We start from the raw sequence: 24,943 nt of genomic DNA, 5'->3' as shown, positions 1-24,943 counted from the left end.
CGCGTCCACTGTGCAGTTCTCAAACAACGACCAGCCACCCATCACCCCACCCCTAAGGGCGAGTTCACTGGGGCCGGCAACTGAAGGCAACCTTGCGGCCATACCCTCAGACACCCAACAACGTGCCCGACACGACCGACCATCCCCCACGTTCCACGCCGAAGCAGTACTAGTGAAAAACAACCTGTCGTGCCGAATAGTCAACGTTCCACCCATGAGCAACCACCGTCGAACATTTGCCGACGTAGTGGCCTCTGACCAAGCAAGCTTGGTAAGAAGTGCTCCTTAGAAAGGAGGTGATCCAGCCGCACCTTCCGGTACGGCTACCTTGTTACGACTTCGTCCCAATCGCCAGTCCCACCTTCGACAGCTCCCTCCCACAAGGGGTTGGGCCACCGGCTTCGGGTGTTACCGACTTTCGTGACGTGACGGGCGGTGTGTACAAGGCCCGGGAACGTATTCACCGCAGCAATGCTGATCTGCGATTACTAGCAACTCCGACTTCATGGGGTCGAGTTGCAGACCCCAATCCGAACTGAGACCGGCTTTTTGAGATTCGCTCCGCCTCGCGGCATCGCAGCTCATTGTACCGGCCATTGTAGCACGTGTGCAGCCCAAGACATAAGGGGCATGATGACTTGACGTCGTCCCCACCTTCCTCCGAGTTGACCCCGGCAGTCTCCTGTGAGTCCCCATCACCCCGAAGGGCATGCTGGCAACACAGAACAAGGGTTGCGCTCGTTGCGGGACTTAACCCAACATCTCACGACACGAGCTGACGACAGCCATGCACCACCTGTATACCGACCACAAGGGGGGCACCATCTCTGATGCTTTCCGGTATATGTCAAGCCTTGGTAAGGTTCTTCGCGTTGCGTCGAATTAAGCCACATGCTCCGCTGCTTGTGCGGGCCCCCGTCAATTCCTTTGAGTTTTAGCCTTGCGGCCGTACTCCCCAGGCGGGGAACTTAATGCGTTAGCTGCGGCACCGACGACGTGGAATGTCGCCAACACCTAGTTCCCAACGTTTACGGCGTGGACTACCAGGGTATCTAATCCTGTTCGCTCCCCACGCTTTCGCTCCTCAGCGTCAGTAATGGCCCAGAGATCCGCCTTCGCCACCGGTGTTCCTCCTGATATCTGCGCATTTCACCGCTACACCAGGAATTCCGATCTCCCCTACCACACTCTAGCCTGCCCGTATCGACTGCAGACCCGGGGTTAAGCCCCGGGCTTTCACAACCGACGCAACAAGCCGCCTACGAGCTCTTTACGCCCAATAATTCCGGACAACGCTTGCGCCCTACGTATTACCGCGGCTGCTGGCACGTAGTTAGCCGGCGCTTCTTCTGCAGGTACCGTCACTCTCGCTTCTTCCCTGCTGAAAGAGGTTTACAACCCGAAGGCCGTCATCCCTCACGCGGCGTCGCTGCATCAGGCTTTCGCCCATTGTGCAATATTCCCCACTGCTGCCTCCCGTAGGAGTCTGGGCCGTGTCTCAGTCCCAGTGTGGCCGGTCGCCCTCTCAGGCCGGCTACCCGTCGTCGCCTTGGTAGGCCATCACCCCACCAACAAGCTGATAGGCCGCGGGCTCATCCTTCACCGCCGGAGCTTTTAACCCCGTCCCATGCGGGACAGAGTGTTATCCGGTATTAGACCCCGTTTCCAGGGCTTGTCCCAGAGTGAAGGGCAGATTGCCCACGTGTTACTCACCCGTTCGCCACTAATCCACCCCGAAGGGCTTCATCGTTCGACTTGCATGTGTTAAGCACGCCGCCAGCGTTCGTCCTGAGCCAGGATCAAACTCTCCGTGAATGTTTTCCCGTAATCGGGAGACACATCACGAGAGCGGGACGATCAGCCGGAATAAGACCGACCGTCCACAGCGTCCTCGCTGTGTAATTGCCTACCGGAACCACAAAGGGCCCGGCAGGACTTTCAAAGGAACCACCAACCTGCCGAAACAGGCCGGGGTATCAACATATCTGGCGTTGACTTTTGGCACGCTGTTGAGTTCTCAAGGAACGGACGCTTCCTTTGTACTCACCCTCTCGGGCTTTCCTCCGGGCTTTTCCCTTCGGTCTTGCGTTTCCGACTCTATCAGACTCTTTCGTGTCCGATTCCCGGTCGAAGCGGGTTCCGCTTTCCAGTTCTTCGCTTTCGCGTTTCCCTTTCCGGCGAGTCCGACTCTATCAGATCCTTTCGGGCCTGATTCCCAGTCAGTGGGGTTTGTCTTCCCGGCTGTTGGGCCGTTCCGACGAGTGAGACTTTAGCGAATCCTGCGCCCCGACGCTAATCGGGTCACGTTCCTTCGAACACGGATTCTTCATTTCGCAAATGCGCACGCAAATCCGGGCGACAGGCGTCGCTCGCTCGTTGTGGTTACTGCGGAATGGCTGTCCGGGGACCGACCGGGGTCGGCACTCACGTCGGACAACTCGGAGCACATTACGGATGCGGGCGGGCCATGTCAACCTCCTGTTGGCCCGGCGTGTGCTGGAAGGCCAGGCGGTAGTCGCGGGGGCTGGTGGCCAGGTGGGTGGCGAAGTGCTGGCGCATCGTGATCTCGCTGCCGAAGCCCGTACGGCGGGCCACCTCGGGGAGGGGGAGGTCGGTGCGCTCCAGAAGCTTTTGAGCTGCGGCGATGCGCTGAGTGATCAGCCAGCGCAAGGGGGTGGTGCCCGTGGTCGCCTGGAAATGGCGGGCGAAGGAGCGGGGGGACATCCCGGCGCGGGCGGCGAGGCCGGCAACCGTGTGCGGTTCGGCCAGGTGGGTCAGGGCGTAGGCCCGTACCGCGGCGAGGGTGTCGGCATCCCGGTCGGTCTGCGGGGTGGGGTGCTCGATGAATTGGGCCTGGGTTCCGGTGCGGAACGGGGCCGTGACCATCGAACGGGCGATCGCTGCTGCGGCTTCGGCGCCATGGGTCGTCCGGACGAGATGGAGACAGAGATCGATCCCGGCCGCGGTGCCTGCTGACGTCCAGATGTTCTCGTCGTGGAGGAACAGCGCATCCGGGACGACCGTCACGCGGGGGTGGTGGGTTCGGAGGAGATCGGTGAGGTTCCAGTGGGTGACTGCCCGGCGGCCGTCGAGGAGGCCTGCCTGGGCGAGGGTGAATGCGCCGCCGCAGAGCGCGGCGATCGGGGTGGAGCGGGCGTGGGCGCGGCGGAGAGCTTCCAGGACCGGGGCGGGGGCGGGTGTCAGATGGTCATCGAGGCCGGGGACGACGATCAGGTCGGCGCGGGTCAGCCAGGCGAGGGTGCGGTCCGGGGTGAGGGAGAGGCCACCGCGCAGGGGGATGGGGGCCGGGTCGGCAGCGATGCGGCGCAGGTCGAAGGGCGGGACGCCACGGTCGGTGCGGTCCACACCCCAGACCTCGGTGATGACCGAGACGTCGAACGCCCGGACGCCGGGGAACGAGACAAGGGCGATGCGGGCGGGGGTGGGTGCGTGTCCGGGCGCCATGGTGGCAGTAAAGCATCGATCGATGACTTTTCGACCTCTGGGCGATACGGGTGGGAGGCGACAGCATCGTTCCCATGGAGATTGCAGAGAACGCAGCGCTGGTCGTGGTGGACGTGCAGGAAGGCTTTGAGGAGGAGGGGTACTGGGGGCCGCGGAACAATCCCGAGGCGGATCGGAACATCGCCGAGCTGATCGATGCGTGGCAGGAGAGCGGGCGCCCCGTCGTATTCGTACGGCATGACTCGACGAAGCCGGATTCACCGCTGCGGCCCGGATACTCGGGGAACGCGTTCAAGGGATACGTGGAGGAGCGGCGGGGGAAGGGCAGTGGGCCCGAGCTGTTTCTGACCAAGACGGTCAATTCCGCCTTCTACGGGACGCCCGATCTGGGGGCCTGGCTGAACGAGGCCGGAGTGCGGCAGATCGTGGTGGCCGGGATCCAGACCAATATGTGCGCGGAGACGACGGCGCGAATGGGCGGGAACCTCGGGTACGAGGTGTTCTTCGCGTTCGATGCGACGTACACCTTCGACGCGACCGGGCCGTGGGGGTGGGAACTGAGCGCGGACCAGCTGGCGCGGGCCACCGCTGTGACGCTGCACAGCGGTGGGTTCGCGAAGGTCGTGACGAGCGCGGAGCTGGTGGCGGCCGCGGGGAAGTGAGAGTCAGCCGTTGCCCGAGGCCAGCTCGCGACTGCGGTCGCGGGCTGCTTCGAGGGCAGCGATCAGGGCGGCCCGGACGCCGTGGTTCTCCAGTTCGCGGATGGCGCTGATGGTGGTCCCTGCCGGGCTGGTGACGGCTTCGCGGAGCTTGACCGGGTGTTCGCCGCTGTCGCGGAGCATCACCGCGGCGCCGATGGCAGCCTGCACGATCAGGTCGTGGGCCTGGGCGCGCGGGAGGCCGAGCAGAATGCCCGCGTCGGTCATCGCCTCGACAAGGAAGTAGAAGTACGCGGGTCCCGATCCGGAGAGCGCGGTCGCCGCGTCCTGCTGGGACTCGGGGACACGAAGGGTCTTGCCGACGCCGCCGAAGATCGCCTCGGCGGCGGCGAGGTGGTCGGTGGTGGCGTGACTGCCCGCGGAGATGACGGACATGCCCTCGTCCACGAGGACGGGGGTGTTCGGCATGACACGTACGACCGGAGTCCTCGCAGCGAGGCGGTCCTCGATGAAACCGGTCGTGATGCCGGCGGCGGCGCTGATGACCAGGCGGTCGGCGGCGATGTGGGGGGTGAGCTCCTCGAGGAGCCGGCCCATGTCCTGGGGCTTGACCGCGAGGATGAGGATGTCGGCGCGCTTGGCGGCCTCGGCGTTGGTGACGGACTCGACGCCGTAACGGGTCCGGAGTTCCTCGGCCCGCTCGGAGCGGCGGGCGGTGACCAGCAGGTCGGCGGGGCGCCAGCCCGCCCGGATCATGCCGCTGAGCAGGGCCTCGCCGATCTTGCCGGTGCCGAGGACTGCGACTGTCTGGGTCATGCGGTTCACCCTCCGGACGGTGCGGTGGTACGCGGTTCTGGTGGTACGTCGTCGCCGCCATCCTCGCACCGGGACATCAGGCGGTGCGGCGTCGGAGGGTGGCTGCGCCGAGGGTGAGGACGAGGAGGGCGCAGCCCGCCACGATCAGGACGTCACGGACGAAGTTGCCGGTGACGTCGGTGTGGTGGAGGACTTCGTTCATGCCGTCGACCGCGTAGGACATGGGCAGGACGTTCGAGATGGCTTCGAGGACGGGTGCCATCTGATCGCGTGCGATGAACAGGCCGCAGAGCAGGAGCTGCGGGAAGATCACGGCCGGCATGAACTGGACCGCCTGGAACTCGGATGCGGCGAAGGCGGAGACGAACAGGCCGAGTGCCGTGCCGAGCAGGGCGTCGAGCAGGGCGACGAGGAGCAGCAGCCAGGGGGAGCCGACGACGTCGAGGCCGAGCAACCAGACCGAGGGCGCGGTGGCCAGGAGGGACTGGAGGATCGCGACGGCGCCGAACGCGAGGGCGTAACCGGCGATCAGATCACCCTTGCCGAGCGGCATGGCGAGGAGGCGTTCCAGGGTGCCCGAGGTGCGTTCGCGGAGGGTGGCGATCGACGTCACCAGGAACATCGTGATCAGCGGGAAGATGCCGAGCAGCGAGGCTCCGATCGCGTCGAACGTGCGCGGGCTGCCGTCGAAGACGTACCGCAGCAGCGTGATCATCACGACCGGGATGAGGAGCAGCAGCGCGACGGTACGCGGGTCGTGGGTCAGCTGGCGCAGGACGCGGGCGGCCGTGGCGACGGTGCGCGCGAGGCTGAGGGCCTGGGGCCCGGGCTGCGCGTGGGGGTGGGGGTCGGTGGCTGCCTGCGGAGTGGCGGGGGCCTGCTGCGGTGTGTTCGTCGAGCTCATCGGGCGTTCTCCTGACGGGTGGCGGCCTCGTCTACCAGGTGGAGGAAGGCTTCTTCGACGGTGGCGGTACGGGCGTCGGTGCGCAGCGCCTCGGGGGTGCCGTCGGCGAGGATCTCGCCCTCACGCATGAGGAGCAGGCGGTGGCAGCGCTCGGCCTCATCCATGACGTGGGAAGAGACGAGGAGCGTGGTGCCGTGGTCGGCGGCGAGGCTGTGGAAGAGGTTCCACAGATCGCGGCGGAGTACCGGGTCGAGCCCGACCGTCGGTTCGTCGAGGACCAGGAGTTCAGGGGTGCCGAGCAGGGCGGCGGCGAGGGAGACGCGGGTGAGCTGGCCGCCGGAGAGAGTGCCGGCGAGAGCGTCCGCGTGGCTGGTCAGGTCCACATCGGCGATGGCCCGGGCGACGGTGGCCCGGCGGGCGTCCCGGTGGCTGCGGCCCGGCTGGAGGATGGCCGCGAAGTAGTCGAGGTTCTGCCGGACGCTGAGGTCGGTGTAGACCGACGGTGCCTGGGTGACGTACCCGATGCGCGGGCGGAGGGTGGGGTGGCCGGCCGGAGTGCCGAGGACGTCGAGGGTTCCGGTGACCTTGGCCTGGGTGCCGACGACAGCTCGCATCAGGGTGGTTTTGCCACAGCCCGAGGGGCCGAGGAGGCCGGTGATCCTGCCCGGTTCCACGGTGAAGTCGAGGCCGCGCAGGACGGTTCGATCGCCTCGTACGACGGTGAGGCCGCGGGCCTCGATGGCGACGCCCGAAGAATTCATCATGCGATGAATTTTGGTCCTCTTGGCGCCCGCACGTCAAGGGACCTGGCGAACGGACGCGGGGCTGTCGGGGGCGTGGAGCCGCCGCTACGGCATGACGGTCAGCGCGTCGCCACGCTGAGGTCGACCACGTAGCTCTCCTCGACCGTGCCGTCAGGGAAGAGCTCCGCGAGGCGGACGCGCTCCTCGGTGAGGAACCGGCGGGTGGGTTCCTCACCGAGGACGAGGAACGCGGAGTGGCTGCCGAGGTTGGCGAGGTGGGTGTCGAGCGGCACCCGGCGCATCCAGGGCACCGTGCGGTGTACGAAGCCGAGCCCGGCCGGCAGGTCGCGGGAACGGACGGGCGAACCGTGGGCGCTGTCGTCGGCGCCGAAGAAGCGGCGGAGGCGGGCGTCCTGCTCCGCGATCCAGGGGACGGAATGGTCGGAGACGTTCCACCAGAGTGCGAGGGCGCCACCCGGGCGCAGGACGCGGAGTACCTCGGGGGCGGCTAGGGCCTGGTCGGTCCAGTGCCAGGACTGGGCGTACGTGATCAGATCAGCCGATGCGGTGGCGAAGGGGAGGCGGTTGCCGTCACCGCGCACGATCGGGATCTGCGGGAGCGACCGGTGGAGTTCCGCCGCCATGCCGGGGCCCGGCTCGACGGCCGTGACGTGGGCGCCCCGGTCGTGGAGGAGGCGGGTGGAGATACCGGTGCCGGCCCCGATGTCGAGGGTGCGGGCGCCGCGCAGGGGGCGACCGGTGAGCTCTTCGACCGTGGTGAAGAGGGCGGGCGGGTAGCCGGGCCGGGCCGCGGCGTACTGGGCGGCGGCCCGGTCGAAGGAGAGTGCGCGGGGATGGGGGGTGGGCCGGTTCGTGTGGGGCACGGGACCATCGTCGCCCGGGTGGGGCTACTTGCGCCGGGGTTTCCTGGCCTTCGCCGTCTTGCGGGCCGCCGGGTTCCCGGTCCTCGTGGAGCGGCGCTTCGCGTACCGGGCGACGGCCGTCTCGTACTCCGTACGCCGCAGCTTCTCGCCCGGCGCCTCCAGGAACGAGCGGAAGAAGTACGCGAGCAGCGAGCCGATGAAGCCGATCGTCTTGAGGCCGCGCAGGTTGTCCTCACGGGCCTGGTCGGCGGGGCGGTGGCTGAATCCCTCCCAGGTCTTGCGGAAGGCGACGGCACTGCAGACCGCGAACATCACGACGACCAGGATGCCGACGAGGCTGCCGACATCGGCGATCTCCAGGCCCTGGTAGGCGAAGCGGAGCAGGAAGCAGGAGGCGACGGCCGCGGCGAGGGAGCCGAGGGCCACGCCGACGCGGCGGAGCCCGTACCGACCGTCGTGCTCGACCCAGGTCGTGCCGAAGAAGCGGATGGGCTCGGGCTGCGGGCCGGGAGCGGTGGATCCGGGCTCCGGGCCGCTGGGTGCTTCGCTGTTCTCGCTCACGAGGTCGATTATCCCCGGGCGGCGACGGTAGCTGCGGCGGCACTGGCCCCGGGCGGGGGCGGGCCGCGGCGGGTGTGCGTCGGCCCCCGGCGACCACTGGGTCGCCGGGGGCCGAAAGAGGCCGGGTGAGGCCGGGGTGCGTGCGTGTCAGCCGAGCTTGGAGACGTCGCGCACCGCGCCGCGGTCCGCGCTCGTCGCCATCGCCGCGTACGCCCGCAGCGCCGCCGAGACCTTGCGCTCGCGGCTCTTCGGCGCGTACACGCCGTTCAGCGCCTCACGACGGGTGGTCAGCTCGGCCTCGGGGACGAGCAGCTCGATCGACCGGTTCGGGATGTCGATCCTGATCCGGTCGCCGTCCTCGACGAGCGCGATCGTGCCGCCCGATGCCGCCTCCGGGGATGCGTGGCCGATCGACAGACCCGACGTACCGCCGGAGAAGCGGCCGTCGGTCACCAGGGCGCAGCTCTTGCCGAGGCCACGGCCCTTGAGGAAGGAGGTGGGGTAGAGCATCTCCTGCATGCCGGGGCCGCCGCGCGGACCCTCGTAACGGATGACGACCACGTCGCCCTCCTTGATCTCCTTGCGGAGGATCTTGTCGACGGCCTCTTCCTGCGACTCGCAGACGACCGCCGGGCCCTCGAAGGTCCAGATCGACTCGTCGACGCCCGCCGTCTTCACGACGCAGCCGTCCTCGGCGAGATTCCCCTTGAGGACCGCGAGGCCGCCGTCCTTGGAGTACGCGTGCTCCAGGTCGCGGATGCAGCCGCCCGCCGCGTCCAGGTCGAGGGTCTCCCAGCGCTCGGACTGCGAGAAGGCGGTCGCGGAACGGACGCAGCCGGGGGCCGCGTGCCACAGCTCGACGGCTTCGGGGGACGGCGAGCCGCCGCGGACGTCCCAGTTCTTCAGCCACTCGGCGAGGGTGGCGGAGTGCACCGAGTGCACGTCCTCGTCGAGCAGGCCGGCGCGGTGGAGCTCACCGAGGATGGCGGGGATGCCGCCGGCCCGGTGGACGTCCTCCATGTAGTACGTGCCGCCGGGGGCCACGTTGGGCGCGACCTTCGACAGGCAGGGGACGCGGCGCGAGACCTCGTTGATGTCGTCGAGGTCGTAGGCCAGCTCGGCCTCCTGCGCGGCGGCGAGCAGGTGCAGGATCGTGTTGGTGGAGCCGCCCATGGCGATGTCCAGCGCCATGGCGTTGTCGAACGCGGCGCGGGTGCCGATGGAGCGTGGCAGGACCGTCACGTCGTCCTGCTCGTAGTAGCGCTTGGTGATCTCGACGACCGTACGGCCGGCCTCCTCGTACAGTGCCTTGCGGGCGGTGTGCGTGGCGAGGACGGAGCCGTTGCCGGGGAGGGAGAGGCCGAGGACCTCGGTCAGGCAGTTCATCGAGTTCGCGGTGAACATGCCGGAACAGCTACCGCAGGTGGGACAGGCGTTCTCCTCGATACGGAGGATGTCCTCGTCCGAGACGTTCTCGTCGACCGCGTCGCTGATCGCGTTGATCAGGTCGAGCTTGCGGACCGTCCCGTCGACGAGGGTGGCCCGGCCGGCCTCCATCGGGCCGCCGGAGACGAAGACCGTCGGGATGTTCAGACGCATCGCGGCCATCAGCATGCCGGGCGTGATCTTGTCGCAGTTGGAGATGCAGATCAGCGCGTCCGCGCAGTGCGCCTCGACCATGTACTCGACGGAGTCGGCGATCAGGTCGCGGGAGGGGAGCGAGTAGAGCATCCCCGCGTGGCCCATCGCGATGCCGTCGTCGACGGCGATCGTGTTGAACTCGCGCGGCACCGCGCCCGCGGCCTTGATGGCATCGGAGACGATCCTGCCCACCGGTGCGAGATGGGTGTGGCCGGGGACGAACTCGGTGAAGGAGTTGGCGACCGCAATGATCGGCTTGCCGATGTCCTCGCTCGCTACGCCCGAGGCCCGCATAAGGGCGCGGGCGCCCGCCATGTTGCGGCCGTGGGTGACAGTGCGGGACCTCAGCTGGGGCATCGTCGCTCGCTCCTTCGACAGATATGACTGCCTCCGAGGGTACGCCTCGGCTCCAAGATCTGGACACTCTGTCCGGAATGCGGGATGGCGTGCTCGCTGTGCGAGCGGGGCGCCCTGCCACCGGTTCCTGGATACCGGACGGGCTGGGCGATGACGCCCGGAAGATCGATCAGGCCTGCGTCAGATAGCGCTGCAGCGTCGGTGCGACCATCGCGACGATCTTCTCCGGCTCCGCCGATGCCAGCGGCTCCGCCTTGATCACGTACCGCAGCATCGCGATCCCGATCATGTGCGAGGCGGCCAGCTCCGCGCGAAACGTCGGGTCCGGTACGTCAAGTGTCTCCGCGACCCGTTCCAGCAGCCGCCGCAGCACAAAGCCGCGCAGCACCTTGGCCGCCGCCTCGTGTGTCAGCGCGGACCGCATGATCGCCAGCAAGGGGGCCCTGGTCGCCGGGTTCTCCCATACGCCGATGAAGTAGCGGGCCAGCCGCTCCCCCAGGCCGTCCGTGCCGCCGGCGAGGACGGCCGGGATCACCAGCGCCGGTTCGAAGGAGACCTCGATCGCCGCCGCGAAGACCTCGTCCTTCGTACCGAAGTAGTGGTGCACGAGCGCGGCGTCGACTGCTGCCCTCTTGGCGATGCCCCTGATCGACGTCTTGTCGTAGCCGCGTTCGGCGAACTCGGTACGGGCCGCCTCCAGGATGCGTTCGCGGGCGCCGGGACCGGTGGTTTCGGCCGTACGGGCGGGGCGGCCGCGGCGTTTGGGGCGTTCGGCGGGGCCGTGCGGGCCACCGTCGCCGTCGGTGGTCATGGGCGCGGCGCCTGCGCCGTCGCGGACGCCAGGTGGAGCCGGGTGAAGGCCAGCGCCTCCGCCAGGTCGGCCTCACGTTCGGCGGCGGACATGGCGCGGCGGGTATTGACCTCGATGACCACATGGCCGTCGAAGCCGGTACGGGCCAGCCGTTCCAGCAGTTCGGCACAGGGCTGGTCACCGCGGCCGGGCACCAGGTGCTCGTCCTTGTTTGAGCCCTTGCCGTCGGCCAGGTGGATGTGGGCGAGCCGGTCGCCCATCCGCTCGACCATGGCCATGCCGTCGGTGCGGGCGGTCGCCGTGTGCGAGAGGTCGACGGTGAAGTGACGGTAGTCGTCGTTGGTGACGTCCCAGCCGGGGGCGTAGGCAAGCATCTCGCGATCCCGGTACCGCCACGGGTACATGTTCTCGACGGCGAACCGCACGTCCGTCTCGTCCGCCATGCGCCAGATACCGGTGACGAAATCGCGCGCGTACTGCCGCTGCCAGCGGAACGGCGGATGGACGACGACCGTCGACGCTCCGAGCTTCTCCGCGGCCACCCGGGCCCGCTGGAGCTTCACCCATGGATCGGTGGACCAGACCCGCTGCGTGATCAGCAGACAGGGCGCGTGAACGGCGAGGATCGGCACCTGGTGATAGTCCGAGAGCCGTCGCAGCGCCTCGATGTCCTGGCTGACGGGGTCGGTCCAGACCATGATCTCGACACCGTCGTAGCCCAGACGCGCGGCGATCTCGAAGGCCGTCGCCGTCGACTCCGGATAGACCGAAGCCGTCGACAGGGCGACCTTCGCATCCGGGATGCGCACCACTGGTTCTGCCACGGAGACAGGGTACGGGGCGGCTGTGCGCGCCACCGAGGGGCCGAGGCGGAAAGTGAGCAGGGCCATGGTCGGCTCCGCGTGCCTCCGATCGGCCCTCGGCCGGGCTTCCGGTCGGTTGCGGGCGGCTTTCGGTCGGCGCCGGACGCTTCCGGTCGGCGCCGACCTGTTTCCGGTTGACCGCGGACGGCTTCCGCGGCCTCTGTCGGCTTCCGGGCCGGCGTCCGGACGGCTTCCTGTGGCTCGTTCGCGTCGTCCGGTCCGCCGGGTGGGTGGCTGGGTGAGGTGGGTGGGCGTGGGTCAGTTCAGGGCCGCGGACACCGTCGGGAGGTGGTCCAGGCGGCGCAGGATGACTCCCTCGCGCAGCGCCCACGGGCAGATCTCCAACTCCTCCACCCCGAAGAGGTCCATCGCCCCCTCGGCGACCAGCGCCCCGGCGAGCAGCTGCGCGGCCCGCCCCTCGGAGACCCCGGGCAGACGCCCGCGCTGGTCGGCGGTCATCGCCGCCAGCTTCGGTACCCACTCCTCCAGCGCCTTGCGGGTCAGGGTGCGCTGTACGTACAGGCCCTCCGCGGAGCGCGCGGCGCCCGCGATCCTGGCGAGCTGCTTGAACGTCTTGGAGGTCGCCACGACATGGTCAGGACGGCCGGAGCGGCTGAATTCGCCGACCGTACGGGCGATCTGGGCCCGCACATGGCGGCGCAGCGCCTTCACCTCCGCCGGGTCCGGCGGATCGCCCGGCAGCCAGCCGGAGGTGAGGCGTCCGGCCCCGAGCGGCAGCGACACCGCTGTGTCGGGCTCCTCGTCGATGCCGAAACCGATCTCCAGCGAACCGCCACCGATGTCCAGGACCAGCAGCTTCCCGGCCGACCAGCCGAACCAGCGGCGGGCGGCGAGGAAGGTGAGCCGCGCCTCCTCCTCACCGGTGAGGACAGCGAGGTCGACGCCGGTCTCTTCCCGTACCCGGGCCAGCACCCGGTCGGCGTTGCTCGCTTCCCGTACCGCGGACGTGGCGAACGGCAGCACGTCCTCGCAACCTTTGTCCTCGGCGGCCTGCAGCGCATCGGCGACCGTCGTGACGAGCCGGTCCACGCCGGCGGGTCCGATCGCCCCGTCCGCGTCCAGCAGTTGGGCCAGGCGCAACTCCGCCTTGTGCGAATGCGCGGGCAGCGGGCGGGCGCCGGGGTGCGCGTCCACCACCAGCAGATGAACCGTGTTCGACCCCACGTCGAGGACTCCGAGTCTCATACCCGGCACGCTACTGCTCCCGCGGACTTACCCTTGGCCCGTGCCAAAGACGAAAAAGGCGAAGCCGGACAAAGTCACTAAGAAGCAGAAAATGAAGCAGGAGATGCAGCAGCCGGAAGTGAACGGGCCGGACCGGTCCGAAGACGAGAAGGGGATCGACTTCGCACGTGCCTGGGTCGAGTTCCCCGACCCCGCGGACGACGAACAGATCTTCCGCTGCGACCTGACCTGGCTGACCTCCAGGTGGACCTGCATCTTCGGCAGTGGCTGTCAGGGCATCCAGGCGGGCCGTGCGGACGACGGGTGCTGCACGCTGGGCGCGCACTTCTCGGACGAGGACGACGAGAAGCGGGTGGCGGACCATGTCTCCCGGCTGACCCCGGAGCTGTGGCAGTTCCATGACGTCGGTACGGAGACGGGCTGGGTCGAGGTCGACGACGACGGGGAACGCCAGACGCGCCGCTGGAAGGGCTCCTGCATCTTCCAGAACCGGCCCGGGTTCGCGGCGGGAGCCGGCTGTTCGCTGCACATCCTGGCCCTCCGGGAGGGCAAGGAGCCCCTGGAGACCAAGCCGGACGTGTGCTGGCAGCTGCCTATCCGGCGTACGTACGACTGGATCGACCGGCCCGACGACACGCGCGTGCTCCAGGTCTCGATCGGCGAGTACGACCGCCGGGGCTGGGGTCCGGGCGGTCACGATCTGCACTGGTGGTGCACGTCGGCGACGTCGGCGCACGGCGCCGGGGAGCCGGTCTATGTGTCCTACCGGCCCGAGCTCACCGAGCTCATGGGCAAGGAGGGGTACGAGCGGCTGGTCGAGCTGTGCGAGGAGCGGCTGTCCTCGCTGCTGCCCATGGCGCCGCATCCTGCGGATCCTCCGGTGCAGCCGCCGGGGCCTGCGGGGTCCTGACCGAGGCCGGGGCGACGGGCTGAAGCCGTCTGTCAGCCCGTCGGCGCCGGGGCGCTCGGGCTTGTCCCCGGGTCGGAGGGGTCAGGGGACGGGTCGGGGGGGGTGGACGGGTTCGACGGGTCCGGGGACGGTTCCGGGTCCGTCGGTGACTGTGTGGGGTCCGTCGGATGGGTCGGGTCGGGCGAGGTCGACGGTGGGACGGACGGATGGCTCGGGTGGGACGGCTTGGTGGGGCCGGTCGGGCCGCCGGACGGGGCCGGCGCCGCTCTGTGCCCGCGGACCAGCACTGTCGAGCCCGACGGGGCGAGACGGATGCTCGCGCTCCAGGCCCCGGCCGGTTCCCGCGCATGGTCCACGTAGGCGCGGATCGTGACGCTCTCCCCCGCGGCGAGGGTTCCGGAGTGCCTGCTGAGGCGGAGCCAGGACGCATCCGCCCGCGCCGACCAGGCCACGGGGGCACCGCCTGAGGCGGTCAGTGTGATCAGCGTGGTGTCGCCGGACGAGTGGGCCGTGACGGCGAGCCGGCCGGGGCCGTGCTGCCCCGTCCCGGAGCTGATGACTTCCGCGGAGACATCCGGCGTACGACTGCCGTCCTTGAAACGGGAGCCGGGGTCGGGGCTGGCATTGCCCGCGTTCTGGTAGCGGTCGTACGGGTCGCCGTCGAACTCGCTCCGGCCGTCCTCCTCGGTCGCGGTGACCGAGGAGGCGTCGTGCCCCTCGCCGGTCAGCGGAGCGCCCCGGTAGGCGGACCACAGCGCGATCACCGGGGCGGCGACGACCGTCGCCACCAACGTCGTCGTCACGACTCTCGCCCGCAGCCGGTCCCGGCGCGCGGCGTGGTCCTTCGGGTCCATCGGGAAGCCCGTCCGGTCGAAGCGCGGAGTGGCGGACCGATTCCTCTGGGCATGGACCATCGCCACGTACGCGGAGGGCCGCGGGGCCTCGACGACCGGAAGTGCGGCACCCGGGCTGACCGAGGCGCCCGGCCAGGGGCCTTCGGCGCCCGCCCGCTCGGCGGCGCGGCGACAGCGGGGGCAGTCGTCGACGTGGCGGACGAGCTCGCTGCGCAGGGCGGCGGAGAGCAGGACGCGATGGTCGCCGAAGAGCCGGGCGACGGTGGGACAGTTGCCGGTCTCGACGACGGCGAGGGCGGCCCGGGTGCGTTCCACTTCGCAGGCCGCGGCTGCCAGGAGCTCACGGGCGGTCGCGGGGTCGAGGCCGAGGACGGAGGCGACGGCGCGCGGGGCGAGGCGGTGGCGTACGGCCAGTTCGAGCGCTTCGCGCTGTTCGGGCGTGGTGCCGGCGGCCTCGGGCCAGGCGAGCTGTGCGAGTTCACGGCGGTGCGCTTCGGCTGCCGCGGCGGTCTCGGAGGCGTCCGTGGCATCTGCGGCGAGGGCGGTGGCGTCGGGCGGCGGACAGGTTTGTGAGTGCGCCGCCCGGGCGGCCGCGCTCGCACCGCCCGGCTGCCTGGCGGCCTGCCGGCGGTGCGCCTGCCGGCCCCGGTTCTGCTTCTGGTTCTTCTGCTCCGCGAGCTTGCGCAGGCACGTCCACCTGGCCAGCGCGTACAGCCAGGTTTTACGTTCCTCCTCGCCCCTGGGGCACCGCCCGTCCTGCCGTTCCGCGATGGCGAGGACGGCACCCAGGGCCTCGACGGCTCCGTCGTGATCGCAGAGCACGGAGAGGCAGTAGGTGAACAGGCCGTCGAGATACGCCTCGGAACGGGCGGGCGCTCGCTCCGGCGACGCCTGGGGCGCACGGCGCTGCGCCCGGTGCGCGCCGGTGGGGTGCCTGGGGGTCTGCAGCCTGCTGCTCGTCACCTTGCGACCGTAAGCAAGGCAGAGCGTGGCCTTGGCACCCCTTTCGCACATTTAACCCTTACGGGTGAACGTATCCCTTGAAAGGGGACAGGAATCGTCAATTCCGTCGGGCTTCCTGCCCGGTCACCCCTCTCCCCGCACCCCGGCGCTTCCCCTCCCCACACGCCACGGACACCACCGCGAGCTCCCGCGTACCCGCGCCGGGCGGCGTTGTCAGTCCTCACCTATACGGTGGCGCCATGGCTGCCCGTACAAAATCCGCGAAGGACCGGCCGTCCTACCGCTGCACCGAGTGCGGCTGGACGACCGCCAAGTGGCTCGGCCGATGCCCCGAATGCCAGGCGTGGGGGACGGTCGAGGAGTTCGGCGGCGCCCCTGCCGTTCGGACGACGGCGGCCGGCCGCGTCAGCTCGGCTGCACTCCCCATCGGCCAGGTCGACAGCCGGCAGGCCACCGCCCGGCCGACCGGGGTGGACGAGCTGGACCGGGTGCTCGGCGGCGGTCTGGTCCCCGGCGCCGTGGTGCTGCTCGCGGGCGAGCCGGGTGTCGGAAAGTCGACGCTCCTGCTGGATGTGGCCGCCAAGGCTGCCAGTGACGAGCACCGCACCCTCTATGTCACCGCGGAGGAGTCCGCGAGCCAGGTACGGCTGCGCGCCGACCGGATCCGGGCGATCAACGACCACCTCTTCCTCGCCGCCGAGACCGACCTCTCCGCGGTCCTCGGCCATCTGGACGCGGTCAAGCCGTCCCTGCTCATCCTCGACTCCGTGCAGACCGTCGCCTCGCCCGAGATCGAGGGCGCACCCGGCGGGATGGCACAGGTCCGGGAGGTGGCCGGTGCGCTCATCCGCGCCTCCAAGGAGCGCGGCATGTCCACGCTGCTGGTCGGCCATGTCACCAAGGACGGCGCGATCGCCGGGCCGCGGCTGCTGGAGCACCTCGTCGATGTGGTGCTGTCCTTCGAGGGCGACCGGCATGCGCGCCTCCGGCTGGTCCGGGGCGTGAAGAACCGGTACGGAGCGACCGACGAGGTCGGCTGTTTCGAACTGCACGACGAGGGCATCACGGGCCTCGCCGACCCGTCCGGCCTCTTCCTCACCCGGCGCGACGAACCCGTGCCGGGCACCTGTCTGACGGTCACGCTGGAGGGGCGGCGCCCGCTCGTCGCCGAAGTGCAGGCGCTGACGGTCGATTCGCAGATCCCCTCACCGCGGCGCACCACCTCCGGCCTGGAGACGTCCCGGGTCTCGATGATGCTGGCGGTTCTGGAGCAGCGCGGCCGGATCAGCGCGCTCGGCAAGCGGGACATCTACAGCGCCACGGTCGGCGGCGTGAAGCTTTCCGAACCCGCCGCGGACCTTGCGATCGCGCTTGCGCTGGCCAGTGCGGCGAGCGACACACCGCTACCGAAGAACCTGGTGGCGATCGGCGAGGTGGGCCTCGCGGGCGAGGTCAGAAGGGTTACGGGAGTGCAACGCAGACTGGCCGAGGCACACCGCCTGGGCTTCACCCACGCACTGGTCCCGACCGACCCGGGGAGGGTTCCACCCGGTATGAAGGTCACGGAAGTCGCCAACATGGGCGACGCGCTCGGAGTGCTCCCGCGCCGGTCTCGTACAGAGCCCCCACGGGAGGCCGACGCACGCCGGTAGACTTTGCCCTGGTCTCGCCCGTCCGTACGAACGGTATGAGGGACATAAGGGCACCGCAAACCTGTGACCGGAGGAGTGCAGTGGCAGCCAGCGACCGGGCATCATCGCCCGGAAAGTCCGGCCAAGGCACCGGTAATGAGGCGCTGATGCGCGCCTCGTTGAGCGCCGTCGCGCCCGGAATGGCCCTGCGGGACGGCCTGGAGCGCATCCTCCGCGGCAACACCGGTGGGCTGATCGTGCTCGGCATGGACAAGACCGTCGAGTCGATGTGCACCGGCGGCTTCGTGCTGGACGTGGAGTTCACCGCGACGCGGCTGCGCGAGCTGGCCAAGCTCGACGGGGCACTGATCCTCGACAAGGACATGACGAAGATCCTGCGGGCCGGCGTGCAGCTGGTCCCGGACGCCTCCATCCCCACCGAGGAGACCGGAACCCGCCACCGCACGGCGGACCGGGTCTCCAGGCAGTGCAACTTCCCGGTCGTCTCGGTCTCGCAGTCGATGCGTCTGATCGCGCTGTACGTGGACGGGGAGCGCCGGGTCCTAGAGGAGTCCGCCGCGATCCTCTCCCGCGCCAACCAGGCCCTCGCCACCCTGGAGCGGTACAAGCTCCGCCTCGACGAGGTCGCGGGCACGCTCTCCGCGCTGGAGATCGAGGACCTGGTGACGGTGCGGGACGTGACGGCTGTCGCGCAACGTCTGGAGATGGTCCGCCGGATCGCGACCGAAATCGCCGAATACGTGGTGGAGCTGGGCACCGACGGCCGGCTTCTCTCCCTCCAGCTCGACGAGTTGATCGCGGGAGTCGAGCCGGAGCGAGAACTGGTCGTGCGTGACTACGTACCGGAGCCGACCGCCAAGCGGTCACGTACGGTCGCGGAGGCGCTGACCGAGCTGGACGGGCTCTCGCACACCGAGCTGCTCGAACTGCCGGTCGTGGCACGGGCCCTGGGGTACAGCGGATCACCCGAGACCCTCGACTCGGCGGTCTCGCCCCGCGGCTTCCGGCTGCTGGCGAAGGTGCCGCGGCTGCCCGGGGCGATCATCGACCGGCTGGTGGAGTACTTCGGCGGACTGCAGAAGCTGCTCGCAGCGAGCGTCGACGACCTTCAGACGGTGGACGGAGTCGGCGAGGCACGGGCGCGGAGCGTGCGCGAGGGGCTGTCGCGACTGGCCGAGTCGTCGATTCTTGAGCGGTACGTCTAGCGATACGCAGTGGTTGCGCGGAGCAGTACATGCCTCGGGGCCCGGTCGGTGGACCGGGCCCCGAAGTACGTTTCGGACCGCGACCACGACCGTGATCGACAGTGCCCCTGATCGCGACAGTGATCGCGCACCGGTCAGGAACCGCTCGGGCGGGCGCCGCTCAGTCCTTCGCGAGGACGAAGGAGGCGCGCTGCACCGGCTCGCCGGGAGCCTTCGCCTCGACGAGATACGTACCGGCCCCCGCAGCCCCCGCGGGCGGCGTCGCGCACTTCGGGGCGCTCTTCTTCCGGTCCCACTCCACGGTGTGGACGATGGTCGCGCCCGCCGGAACCTCCAGCAGCACAGTGCCCGCATTGCGCGGGCAGTCCTTGGAGGACCACACCTCGTCGTCGTCGCCACCGGCTTCGGTGATGGTCACCACCGCACTCTTCGGCCCGAAGTCGGCCTTGCAGGCGGTGGACGAGGTGTTCTTGGCGATCAGTTCGAACTTCGGGTTCTCGCCGGGGCTGTAGTTGAGCTTGGTGCGCAGGGTCAACTGCAGTGCGGAGGAGGTGCAGTCGGGGATCGAGGAGCCGGCCGGAACCTGCTGCCCCTCGCTTCCGCCACCGGCCGCGCTGCCGGAACCCGATCCGGATCCGGCGTCGGTGCCGGAGCCACCGTCGGCGGTGCCGTCGGAACCCGCGTCCGTGCCACTGCCGCTGTCGCCGCCCCCACCGGAGTCGCCCGAATCGTCGCGCCCGCCCGGTTGTTGAGTGATGGCCGGACCGGAACTGGCGGGTCCCGGAGTGATCGAGTGTGCGGGGCCGGACCCGTTGGGCCGGGAGTCGTCCATGTTCCCCTTGCCGCCACCGGAAGTGACGACCCATGCGATCAGCAGCGCGAGCAGCACAATCAGCATCGCCGCTACGGCCCTCCGTCGCCAATAGATGCTGGAGGGAAGCGGACCGATCGGATTGCGCAGAGATCCCACGGCGCAAACTGTACGAGAGATCCGCGCCAACTCCCGCCCCACCCGCCGCTCTGATCCCCAAGTTTTGCGGATCATCATCATGCAGTGGCCTGTTCCGACCCCGACTTTCGCCAGGCGCGCCCCCTGATGATCGCCCACCGTGACAACCCCGCCCTGTTGCCTACGGTCTGTCACATGACGAGTTCAACTCCCTTCTCCTTCCTGCACAGCGACGTCACCGATTTCGCACACGGCACGTGCGCGCGGCGCGGATGCGGGAGCCCTTCCCCTGTCGCTGCTCGCGACAGCCGTCAGCCGCGTCGCCGGTGAGCTTCTCGAGTCGATCGCGGACGGGGAGCGTCCATACCGGTCGGTCGTTGCTGCGGCGGCCTCACCGGTGCCGCGTCCGCCGACGGTGACCGGTCCTTTCCCGGCAACCACACGGCGACAGCCGCCGCGGCTGCCGTCGCTCTCGCGGTCGCCCGGTCGTGCACGGGCCTGGTTCACGGTGCCGCCGGCGCTGCTGATGGCGTTCTCGCGGGTCTTTGCCCGGGTGCGCCTTCCGCGCGATGTGGCAGTGGGCCTGCTCGTGGGGGGATCGGCGGCGGCGCTGGTGATCGTCCTGCTGTCCCGCCCGGCGCGGCCGCTCGCCCTGACGGCAAGGAACAACCGGGTGCCCCTCGCGGTCCGGATATCGGGCCCCGGAGCGGGCGGCCGAGTCCGTGCCGACTCCTGCTGAAGACCCCGGCCGGGGCTCACTGTGGGGACAGACGGGTGGCATTATCACTCCATGGGCCCCCATGACGGGCGACACCCCCGCCGCCAAGACCGTTGCCTGCCCTTCCATGCCAGGATCGGCTTGCGATGACTGCCATGACTGCGACACAGACGCCCCCCACATCCCTCCACGCGCCCGTCATCGGGTGGTTCGACCAGCACGCCCGCGATCTGCCCTGGCGCCGCCCCGAAGCGGGTGCCTGGGGTGTGATGGTGAGCGAGTTCATGCTGCAGCAGACCCCCGTCAGCCGGGTACTCCCGGTGTACGAACAGTGGCTGGCCCGCTGGCCGCGCCCCGCCGATCTGGCCGCCGAGCCGCCGGGTGAAGCGGTCCGTGCCTGGGGCCGGCTCGGCTACCCGCGGCGAGCGCTGCGCCTGCACGGAGCCGCGCAGGCAATAACTGAACGACACGGCGGCGACGTACCGAGTGAGCACAGTCAGCTGCTCGCGCTGCCCGGGATCGGTGAGTACACGGCGGCGGCCGTGGCCTCGTTCGCGTACGGACAGCGGCATGCCGTACTCGATACGAACGTCCGCCGGGTGTTCGCCCGGGCCGCGACCGGCATCCAGTACCCGCCGAATGCGACCACCGCCGCCGAGCGGAAGCTCGCCCGCGCGCTCCTGCCAGACGAGGACGAACGGGCGGCCCGCTGGGCGGCCGCGACGATGGAGCTCGGAGCGCTGGTCTGCACCGCCAAGAACGAGGACTGCACGCGATGCCCGATCGCCACGCAGTGCGCGTGGCGGCTGGCCGGGAAGCCGGAGCATCAGGGGCCCCCGCGCCGCGGCCAGACCTATGCCGGTACCGACCGGCAGGTGCGCGGCCGGCTGCTCGGCGTGCTGCGCGAGGCGGTGGCCCCGGTTCCGCAGTCGGCGCTCGACGCCGTATGGGAGGAGCCGGCGCAACGGGCCCGGGCCCTGGACGGCCTGGTCGCCGACGGCCTGGTCGAACCACTTCCGGGCGGCCACTACCAACTGCCGCTGGGCTAGAAGCAAGAGGGGGCTTCCGCCCGCTGTTACACAACCGATGGACAGCCGTGCGTCGGCGTATGGCTGCTCCGCACAGCGCCGTGACAACCGCTCCGTAACGTCTCCGACCGTCAGCCCACGCGACCAGTGGCTGGCAGAGGTCAGACGGGGATCTACGGGGACGGAGGCGGTTGGAATGGCGCATGGCGAGGTGCTCGAATTCGAAGAGTACGTACGCACCCGGCAGGAGGCCCTGCTGCGCAGTGCGCGCCGCCTGGTCCCCGACCCGGTGGACGCGCAGGACCTGCTGCAGACCGCCCTGGCCCGTACGTACGGCCGCTGGGACGGCATCGCCGACAAGTCCCTCGCCGACGCCTACCTGCGCCGCGTCATGATCAACACGCGTACGGAGTGGTGGCGGGCCCGCAAGCTGGAGGAGGTTCCCACCGAGCAGCTGCCCGACGCGAGCGTCGAGGACGGCACCGAGCAGCGCGCCGACCGTGCTCTGCTGATGGACGTCCTGGGCGTGCTGGCTCCCAAGCAGCGCAGCGTCGTGGTGCTGCGACACTGGGAGCAGATGAGCACGGAGGAGACGGCCGCGGCGCTCGGAATGTCGGCCGGTACGGTGAAGAGCACGCTGCACCGGGCGCTGGCGCGACTGCGCCAGGAGCTGGAGAGCCGCGAGGCGATGAGCCGGGAAGCCACGATCCGTGAGGCCCGGCGCAGCACGGCGGGCGACCGGGTTCCGGCCGCCGGCGCTCCGGGGCGTGCACGGGTACCGGCGCAGGTCCGTGGACAGGCGGACCGGCGGCATGAGGAACGGGGGCGGGAGCGGTGCGCGGCCTGACAGGCAGAAGCAGAGCGACCGGCAGAGGCGGCGGCGGTCTCACCGGCTGGGCGGCGGGCAGTACGGCAATGGCCGGGCTCGCCGCCTTCGGGCTGTTCACCGTCAGCTGCTCCACCGGTGGCACTGGCACCCGCGACGAGGGACCGGCCGGCACGCAGCCGGTCGCCCAGGTCACACCGTCGGCCAGCACCCCGCCCACGGGGAAGTCCGTGCGGCGGGTCGATGCCGTCCAGCTGGTCAAACGGGACCCCAAGGTGAGCGAGCGGGTCAGGACGGACCTGAAGCCCTGCACGGGGGACGAGTACCCGGTCGACGCCTCGTACGGCACGCTGACCGGTGGCTCGTCGACGGACGTCGTGGTGAATGTGATGACCTGCGGCGACTCGGTAGGGGTCGGCACCTACGTGTACCGCGCGCGGAGCGACGGCACGTACCAGAACGTCTTCACCACCGAGCAGCCCGCGGTCTACGGCACCATCGACCGGGGTGACCTGGTGGTGACGACGCAGGTGTACGAGAAGAAGGACGCGGTCGCCTACCCGTCCGGCGACGAAGTGGTCACGTACCGCTGGGTCGGCAACCGGTTCAGCGAGCACGACCGGGTGCACAACGACTTCAACAGAGCTGTCGGTAACGGAGAAGCGGGGTTCCCGGAGCCCGCCGAGCCGACGACGAACTGAGACCGCCGAAGGACCGAGACCGGCGCGAAAGAGCCGGCGAAGAGCCGCCAACCCGAGAAGCGAGAGCTGAGAGCAGTCGATGGCCGAGACCCACGTCCTGTTCGTCGAGGACGACGATGTCATCCGCGAGGCCACCCAGCTGGCGCTGGAACGGGACGGATTCGTGGTCACCGCGATGCCCGACGGCCTTTCCGGCCTGGAGGCGTTCCGGGCCGACCGGCCGGACATCGCCCTGCTCGACGTGATGGTGCCGGGCCTGGACGGCGTCAGTCTCTGCCGTCGCATCCGGGACGAGTCGACGGTCCCGGTGATCATGCTGTCGGCCCGCGCCGACTCGATCGACGTGGTGCTCGGCCTGGAGGCCGGCGCCGACGACTACGTCACGAAGCCTTTCGACGGCGCCGTGCTGGTCGCCAGGATCCGCGCCGTGCTGCGCCGCTTCGGTCATGCGTCGGGCGGACGGTCGGGCGGTACGGAGACGGAGTCGCAGCCCGTCGGCGGGGTGCTGGTCTTCGGTGATCTGGAGGTCGACACCGAGGGCATGGAGGTACGCAAGGGCGGCGAGCAGGTGGCGCTCACCCCGACCGAGATGCGGCTGCTGCTGGAGTTCTCGTCCGCGCCCGGCACAGTGCTCTCCCGCGACAAGCTGCTCGAACGGGTCTGGGACTACGGCTGGGGCGGCGACACCCGGGTCGTGGACGTCCATGTGCAGCGGCTGCGCACCAAGATCGGACAGGACAGGATCGAGACGGTCCGCGGCTTCGGCTACAAGCTCAAGGCATGACGCGGCCGGCTCTGCGGACAGGTGTCCGCTGGAAGATCAGCATCGCGATCGCGGCGGTCGGCGCGTTGATCGCGGTCGCGCTGAGCCTCGTCGTCCACAACGCCGCCCGCGTCTCGATGCTGGAGAACGCCCGTGAGGTCCAGCTGGAGCGGCTGACGTACGCGCAGCTGCTCTACGAGGCGACGAAGACGAAGAAGGCCGACCCCAAGTTCGGCGCCAAGCTCAACGACCCGACGATGCCGCAGAGCCTGCGCGCGGAGACCCGCAGGAACCGGCGCGCCACGCATGTCGACGAGTACGCGAACGGGGTGCCCGATGTGTGGGCGGCCGTGCCGTTGGCCAACGGTGACGTGCTGTCGCTGCACACCCGCTTCGCCAACCGCAGCGCCACGATCATGGGCGATCTCGACCGCGCGCTGGTCATCGGCTCCGTCTCGGTGGTCTTCGGCGGCTGCGCGCTCGGCGTACTGATCGGCGGCCAGCTGTCGCGCCGCCTGCGCAAGGCGGCGGCCGCGGCCGGGAAGGTCGCGGAGGGCAATACGGAGGTACGGGTCAGGGACGCCATCGGCGGTGTCATCCGGGACGAGACCGACGACCTGGCCCGTGCGGTGGACGCCCTCACGGACGCGCTGAACGGACGGATCGAGGCGGAGCGCCGGGTCACCGCGGACATCGCGCACGAGCTGCGCACCCCCGTGACCGGGCTGCTGACGGCGGCCGAGCTGCTGCCGCCGGGCCGCCCCACCGAGCTCGTACGGGACCGGGCACAGGCGATGCGCACGCTCGTCGAGGACGTGCTCGAGGTGGCCAGGCTGGACAGTGCGTCGGAGCGGGCCGAGCTGCAGGAGATCGCGCTCGGCGAGTTCGTCAGCCGACGGGTCGCTCTGCTGGACCCGGATGTGCGGGTCCAGGTGGTGCACGAGTCGTGGGTCAACACCGATCCGCGCAGGCTGGAGCGCATTCTCGGCAATCTGCTCGGGAACGCGGCCAGGCACGGTTCCACTCCGGTGGAGGTGACGGTCGAGGGGCGGGTGGTGCGCGTCCGCGATCACGGGCCCGGTTTCCCGGAGGCGCTGCTGCGTGAGGGCCCGAGCAGGTTCCGTACCGGAAGCAGCGACCGCGCCGGGCACGGGCACGGCCTGGGGCTGACCATCGCCGCCGGTCAGGCCCGGGTCCTCGGCGCCCGGCTGACCTTCCGGAACGCGGCGCCGCAGGGCGCGGCGGAGGGGGCCGGCGGGGCGATCGCCGTGCTGTGGCTGCCGGAGCACGCCCCGACGAACACGGGCAGCTTCCCCATCCTTCAGCTCGCCGAACAGCGCAGGGCGGCCGAGGCCGAACCGGGCGGCACGGACGGTCCGGGGGCGAACGCCGCGTCGGACGGCACACAGTCCGGCTGAGGTGGGCTGAGCCCGAGCTGAGCGAGAACAACGGCAAGGCCCCTGG

22 protein-coding genes and 1 rRNA gene are annotated in these 24,943 nt (G+C 69.8%); 10 read left to right on the top strand and 13 right to left on the bottom strand.

Annotated elements, in window-relative coordinates; translation table 11 throughout:
* Positions 1-289: 289 nt before the first annotated feature.
* Positions 290-1,815: ribosomal RNA gene (locus OHB49_RS24020) — 16S ribosomal RNA — on the bottom strand.
* A gap of 633 nt (positions 1,816-2,448) precedes the next feature.
* Entirely contained in the window at positions 2,449-3,465 is a 1,017-nt protein-coding gene (locus tag OHB49_RS24015; RefSeq protein ID WP_329162901.1) for a GlxA family transcriptional regulator, read from the bottom strand.
* Between the two features lie 74 nt (positions 3,466-3,539).
* On the opposite strand from OHB49_RS24015, the gene OHB49_RS24010 reads away from it, so the two are divergent.
* Positions 3,540-4,127 carry a cysteine hydrolase family protein gene (locus OHB49_RS24010; protein WP_030972409.1) on the top strand — a complete coding sequence of 196 codons (588 nt, stop codon included), beginning with the start codon at positions 3,540-3,542 and terminating at the stop codon, positions 4,125-4,127.
* A 3-nt stretch (positions 4,128-4,130) separates the two neighbouring features.
* Here the strand turns inward: OHB49_RS24010 and proC are convergent, their stop codons facing one another.
* The 9 genes from proC to OHB49_RS23965 all read right to left on the bottom strand — a co-directional run bounded on the left by proC (position 4,131) and on the right by OHB49_RS23965 (position 12,910).
* Positions 4,131-4,940, bottom strand: a complete 810-nt coding sequence (gene proC / locus OHB49_RS24005) for a pyrroline-5-carboxylate reductase (protein ID WP_030972408.1) — start codon at positions 4,938-4,940, stop codon at positions 4,131-4,133.
* Between the two features lie 76 nt (positions 4,941-5,016).
* Entirely contained in the window at positions 5,017-5,844 is an 828-nt protein-coding gene (locus OHB49_RS24000) for an ABC transporter permease (RefSeq protein ID WP_329162898.1), read from the bottom strand.
* On the bottom strand, positions 5,841-6,608 hold the full coding sequence (locus OHB49_RS23995) for an ABC transporter ATP-binding protein (protein WP_329162895.1): 768 nt from the start codon (positions 6,606-6,608) through the stop codon (positions 5,841-5,843). Before OHB49_RS23995 ends, OHB49_RS24000 begins: the two co-directional genes overlap by 4 nt.
* A 98-nt stretch (positions 6,609-6,706) precedes the next feature.
* Positions 6,707-7,471, bottom strand: a complete 765-nt coding sequence (locus OHB49_RS23990; protein WP_329162892.1) for a class I SAM-dependent methyltransferase — start codon at positions 7,469-7,471, stop codon at positions 6,707-6,709.
* A gap of 24 nt (positions 7,472-7,495) precedes the next feature.
* Entirely contained in the window at positions 7,496-8,032 is a 537-nt protein-coding gene (locus OHB49_RS23985) for a hypothetical protein (RefSeq protein ID WP_329162890.1), read from the bottom strand.
* A 147-nt stretch (positions 8,033-8,179) separates the two neighbouring features.
* Positions 8,180-10,030 carry a dihydroxy-acid dehydratase gene (ilvD, locus tag OHB49_RS23980; RefSeq protein ID WP_329162889.1) on the bottom strand — a complete coding sequence of 617 codons (1,851 nt, stop codon included), beginning with the start codon at positions 10,028-10,030 and terminating at the stop codon, positions 8,180-8,182.
* A 169-nt stretch (positions 10,031-10,199) separates the two neighbouring features.
* Positions 10,200-10,841 (bottom strand): TetR/AcrR family transcriptional regulator, encoded by a 642-nt coding sequence (locus tag OHB49_RS23975; RefSeq protein WP_030972399.1) that lies wholly within the window; start codon positions 10,839-10,841, stop codon positions 10,200-10,202.
* On the bottom strand, positions 10,838-11,665 hold the full coding sequence (locus OHB49_RS23970; protein WP_037852381.1) for a sugar phosphate isomerase/epimerase family protein: 828 nt from the start codon (positions 11,663-11,665) through the stop codon (positions 10,838-10,840). Before OHB49_RS23970 ends, OHB49_RS23975 begins: the two co-directional genes overlap by 4 nt.
* Before the next feature lie 297 nt (positions 11,666-11,962).
* Positions 11,963-12,910 carry a Ppx/GppA phosphatase family protein gene (locus tag OHB49_RS23965; protein ID WP_329162887.1) on the bottom strand — a complete coding sequence of 316 codons (948 nt, stop codon included), beginning with the start codon at positions 12,908-12,910 and terminating at the stop codon, positions 11,963-11,965.
* A gap of 40 nt (positions 12,911-12,950) precedes the next feature.
* On the opposite strand from OHB49_RS23965, the gene OHB49_RS23960 reads away from it, so the two are divergent.
* Complete coding sequence (locus tag OHB49_RS23960; protein ID WP_030972393.1) at positions 12,951-13,820, top strand: hypothetical protein; 870 nt, start codon at positions 12,951-12,953, stop codon at positions 13,818-13,820.
* A gap of 32 nt (positions 13,821-13,852) precedes the next feature.
* Here the strand turns inward: OHB49_RS23960 and OHB49_RS23955 are convergent, their stop codons facing one another.
* Entirely contained in the window at positions 13,853-15,637 is a 1,785-nt protein-coding gene (locus OHB49_RS23955) for a BACON domain-containing protein (protein WP_443079556.1), read from the bottom strand.
* A 239-nt stretch (positions 15,638-15,876) separates the two neighbouring features.
* On the opposite strand from OHB49_RS23955, the gene radA reads away from it, so the two are divergent.
* Positions 15,877-17,289: a DNA repair protein RadA gene (gene radA, locus OHB49_RS23950; protein ID WP_329162881.1), complete on the top strand. Its 1,413-nt coding sequence runs from the start codon at positions 15,877-15,879 to the stop codon at positions 17,287-17,289.
* A gap of 80 nt (positions 17,290-17,369) precedes the next feature.
* Complete coding sequence (gene disA / locus OHB49_RS23945) at positions 17,370-18,494, top strand: DNA integrity scanning diadenylate cyclase DisA (protein WP_329162879.1); 1,125 nt, start codon at positions 17,370-17,372, stop codon at positions 18,492-18,494.
* A 160-nt stretch (positions 18,495-18,654) separates the two neighbouring features.
* Here disA and OHB49_RS23940 read toward each other — a convergent pair whose 3' ends face one another.
* Positions 18,655-19,464, bottom strand: a complete 810-nt coding sequence (locus OHB49_RS23940; protein ID WP_329162877.1) for a hypothetical protein — start codon at positions 19,462-19,464, stop codon at positions 18,655-18,657.
* Between the two features lie 505 nt (positions 19,465-19,969).
* On the opposite strand from OHB49_RS23940, the gene OHB49_RS23935 reads away from it, so the two are divergent.
* The 6 genes from OHB49_RS23935 (at position 19,970) to cseC (ending at position 24,897) form a co-directional block, all read left to right on the top strand.
* Positions 19,970-20,182: a hypothetical protein gene (locus OHB49_RS23935; protein WP_329162875.1), complete on the top strand. Its 213-nt coding sequence runs from the start codon at positions 19,970-19,972 to the stop codon at positions 20,180-20,182.
* A 125-nt stretch (positions 20,183-20,307) separates the two neighbouring features.
* Positions 20,308-21,210 carry an A/G-specific adenine glycosylase gene (locus OHB49_RS23930; RefSeq protein WP_030972383.1) on the top strand — a complete coding sequence of 301 codons (903 nt, stop codon included), beginning with the start codon at positions 20,308-20,310 and terminating at the stop codon, positions 21,208-21,210.
* 175 nt (positions 21,211-21,385) lie between these two features.
* Positions 21,386-22,036 (top strand): SigE family RNA polymerase sigma factor, encoded by a 651-nt coding sequence (locus OHB49_RS23925; protein WP_329162871.1) that lies wholly within the window; start codon positions 21,386-21,388, stop codon positions 22,034-22,036.
* Positions 22,024-22,716, top strand: a complete 693-nt coding sequence (locus OHB49_RS23920) for a hypothetical protein (protein ID WP_443079555.1) — start codon at positions 22,024-22,026, stop codon at positions 22,714-22,716. Before OHB49_RS23925 ends, OHB49_RS23920 begins: the two co-directional genes overlap by 13 nt.
* 79 nt (positions 22,717-22,795) lie before the next feature.
* Positions 22,796-23,500: a two-component system response regulator CseB gene (gene cseB, locus OHB49_RS23915; protein WP_030972377.1), complete on the top strand. Its 705-nt coding sequence runs from the start codon at positions 22,796-22,798 to the stop codon at positions 23,498-23,500.
* Positions 23,497-24,897: a two-component system sensor histidine kinase CseC gene (cseC, locus tag OHB49_RS23910; protein ID WP_052189605.1), complete on the top strand. Its 1,401-nt coding sequence runs from the start codon at positions 23,497-23,499 to the stop codon at positions 24,895-24,897. Before cseB ends, cseC begins: the two co-directional genes overlap by 4 nt.
* Positions 24,898-24,943: the final 46 nt, after the last annotated feature.

It is taken from the genome of Streptomyces sp. NBC_01717 (assembly GCF_036248255.1).
Classification (GTDB): domain Bacteria; phylum Actinomycetota; class Actinomycetes; order Streptomycetales; family Streptomycetaceae; genus Streptomyces.
The sequence above is the reverse complement of the archived record's forward strand: the minus strand, read 5'-3'. Positions and strand labels throughout refer to the sequence as shown.